Annotated in this window: 3 protein-coding genes; all 3 read right to left on the bottom strand. The window is 68.0% G+C overall.

Annotated features, from left to right (window positions below; translation table 11 throughout):
• Nucleotides 1-1636 (bottom strand): methyl-accepting chemotaxis protein (locus G3N64_RS38420; protein ID WP_205788796.1); only part of this gene is annotated, 1636 nt, incomplete at its 3' end.
• A gap of 37 nt (nucleotides 1637-1673) precedes the next feature.
• Nucleotides 1674-2189: a chemotaxis protein CheW gene (gene cheW / locus G3N64_RS38415; RefSeq protein ID WP_205788795.1), complete on the bottom strand. Its 516-nt coding sequence runs from the start codon at nucleotides 2187-2189 to the stop codon at nucleotides 1674-1676.
• Between the two features lie 51 nt (nucleotides 2190-2240).
• A partial coding sequence (locus G3N64_RS38410; RefSeq protein ID WP_205788794.1) for a chemotaxis protein CheW occupies nucleotides 2241-3369 on the bottom strand: 1129 nt, incomplete at its 5' end.

The following is a 3369-nucleotide window of genomic DNA, read 5'->3' as shown; positions in this document are numbered from 1 at the left end:
GCGCCGACGTCGGTGCCGGCAGGGCCGCCGGCTCATGCGCGACCGGCCGCGCCACACCGCGCGACGGCGCGAGCACGATGCCGCCCGTCACACGCCAGCCCGACACGATCGCCTTCATCTGGCGCGTCTGCTCCTCGAGCGACGCGGCCGCGGCGGCCGCCTGCTCGACGAGCGCCGCGTTCTGCTGCGTGACCGAATCCATCTGGCCGACCGCGCGGTTGACCTGCTCGATGCCGGTCGACTGCTCTTCCGACGCGGCGCTGATCTCGCCCATGATGTCGGTCACGCGGCGCACGGCCTGCACGATCTCGTCCATCGTCGAGCCGGCGCGCGACACGAGCGCCGACCCGCTTTCGACCTTCCCGGCCGAGTCGCCGATCAGCTGCTTGATTTCCTTCGCCGCGCTCGCGCTGCGCTGCGCGAGCGAGCGCACCTCGCCCGCGACCACCGCGAAGCCGCGGCCCTGTTCGCCCGCGCGGGCGGCTTCGACCGCCGCGTTCAGCGCAAGGATGTTGGTCTGGAACGCGATGCCTTCGATCGTCCCGATGATGTCGACGACCTTGCCCGAGCTCGCCGCGATGTCCTGCATCGTCGACACGACCTGGCCGACCACGTCGCCGCCCTGCGTTGCGATGTCCGATGCGTTCACCGCGAGCTGGCTGGCCTGCCGCGCGTTCTCCGCGTTCTGCCGCACGGTGCCCGTCAGCTGCTCCATGCTCGATGCGGTTTCCTGCAGCGACGCGGCCTGCTCCTCGGTACGCTGCGACAGGTCGATGTTGCCGGTCGCGATCTCGCGCGCGCCGACGTCGATCGACTCGGTGCCGCGATGCACGGCCTGCACCATCGTCGTGACGGCGTCCTGCATCCGCTTGATGCCGCCGAACAGGCGGCCGATCTCGTTCGTGCTGGACACGTTGACCGGCTGCGTGAGGTCGCCGCCGGCGATGCGCTCGAAGTGCGCGATCGCGTCTTCCAGCGGCTGCACGATCAGCCCGCGCATCACGAAGCGGATCGCGATCACGACGACGAACGCGATCGCGATGCCGGCCGCGATCAGCCCGATCATCAGCGAGATCTGCGACTGCGTCGCGGCCTGGCGATCTTCCGCACGCTTCTGCAGCGACGCGACCACGGCCGACGCGGCCTGGTCGTACGCGACGAACATCGGGCTGATCTTGGTATCGGCGACCGCGTGGTACGCGGCCATGTCGCCCGCGCGCGCGGCCGCGAACTCGGGCTCGACGCCTTCCTTCACGATCGCCGTGTAACGGGTGGTCAGTTCGTCGACGAGCGCCTGCTCGACGCCGAGCTTCGGCGTCGACTGGAACGCCTGCCAGTTCTGGTTCGACTTCGCGTACAGCTCCTGCGCGCGGTCGAGCACCTTGGCCGCATCGGCCGTGTTGCCGGCTTCCGTCAGCGACCGGAAGCGGTCGAGCGACACGCGCGCGCGCAGCAGGTACGACGACGTGTCGTCGAGTGTATGGATCGCCGGCAGGTCGACGTGCGCGATCTCGTCGAGCGAGCGGCTCGCGTGATTCAGCGCGACCAGGCCGAGCCCGCCGACGGCTGCGGCCAGCGCCACGAGGATGAGTCCGACCGCCGTGAGCGTCGTGCGGATCGACCAGTTATGCAACATTGCAGATTCTCCCGAAATTCCTGCGCGCGCGGCGCGCTTACCCGCCGAGCGTCTCGATCAGCGCCATTTCACGGCTCGACATCAGCTTCTCGATGTCCATCAGGATCAGCATCCGGCCGTCGACCGTGCCGAGGCCCGTCAGGTACTCGGTCGTCAGCGTCGCGCCGAATTCCGGCGCCGGCATGATCTGGTCGGTCTGCAGCGTCAGCACGTCCGACACGCCGTCGACCACCATCCCGACCACGCGGTGCGCGACGTTCAGGATGATCACGACGGTCTGGTGGTCGTACTCGACGCGGCCGAGATGGAACTTGATCCGCATGTCGACGATCGGCACGATGATCCCGCGCAGGTTGATCACGCCCTTGATGAACTCGGGCGCGTTCGCGATGCGCGTGACGCTGTCGTAGCCGCGGATTTCCTGCACCTTCAGGATGTCGATCCCGTATTCCTCGTCGCCGAGCGTGAACACGAGGAATTCCTGTCCCGCCGCGTCGCCGTGTTCCGCGTCGCGGCGGCTCGTTGCCGCGTTCGCCGCGGCCGGATTGATCATTTGGACTTCAGCAGACACGTTTGCCCCCAATCGGTTGAATGGCGAGAGACATCAGAACATCGCGAGCTCGGCGCCGGCACGGGCGCCGTGCATCGCACGGGTTTCGCGGTTCAGCGCCGCGACGTCGACGATCAGCGCGACGCTGCCGTCGCCGAGGATGGTCGCCGCCGAGATGCCGTGCACCTTGCGGTAGTTGGTTTCGAGGTTCTTCACGACCACCTGCTGCTGGCCGACCAGCTCGTCGATCAGCATCGCGAAGCGGCGCCCCTCGGTTTCCATGATCGTGACGATCCCCTGGGTCGGGTCGGTGCGCGCGTCGTCGACCGAGAACACCTCGTGCAGCGCGACGAGCGGCAGGTATTCGCCGCGCACGCGCACCACGCGCTCGCCGTTGCCGACCGTGTAGATGTCGTCGTTCGACGGCTGCAGCGACTCCATCACGAAGTTCAGCGGCAGGATGAAGATCTCGTTGCCGACCTTCACCGACATCCCGTCGAGGATCGCGAGCGTCAGCGGCAGCACGATCCGCGTGGTCGTGCCGCGGCCGGCCTGCGACGTGATCTCGACGTGGCCGCCCATCGACTGGATGTTGCGCTTCACGACGTCCATCCCGACGCCGCGGCCCGACACGTCGGTCACCGTCTCGGCGGTCGAGAAGCCCGGCGCGAAGATCAGTTGCCACACTTCGTCGTCGCTGATGTTGTCGGACACCTGCATGCCCTGCTTCGCGGCTTTCGCGAGGATCCGCTCGCGGTTCAGGCCCGCGCCGTCGTCGCTCACCTCGATCACGATGTTGCCGCCGTGATGCGCGGCCGACAGCACGAGCTGGCCGACCGCGTCCTTGCCGGCGGCGACGCGCTTGTCGACCGTCTCGATCCCGTGGTCGAGGCTGTTGCGCACGAGGTGGGTCAGCGGATCGATGATCCGTTCGATCAGGCTCTTGTCGAGCTCGGTCGCCTGGCCGAACGTGACGAGCTCGACCTGCTTGCCGAGCTTGCCGGCGAGGTCGCGCACGAGCCGCGGGAAGCGGCTGAACACGTAGTCCATCGGCATCATGCGGATCGACATCACGGCTTCCTGCAGGTCGCGCGCGTTGCGCTCCAGCTGCGCCATCCCGTTGAACAGGCGGTCGTGCAGCGCCGGATCGAACGCGCTCGCGGTTTCCGCGAGCATCGCCTGA

The organism is Burkholderia sp. Ac-20344 (assembly GCF_017104975.1).
GTDB lineage: Bacteria > Pseudomonadota > Gammaproteobacteria > Burkholderiales > Burkholderiaceae > Burkholderia.
Note: the sequence above shows the minus strand (reverse complement) of the source record. Positions and strands in the feature narration are given on the sequence as shown.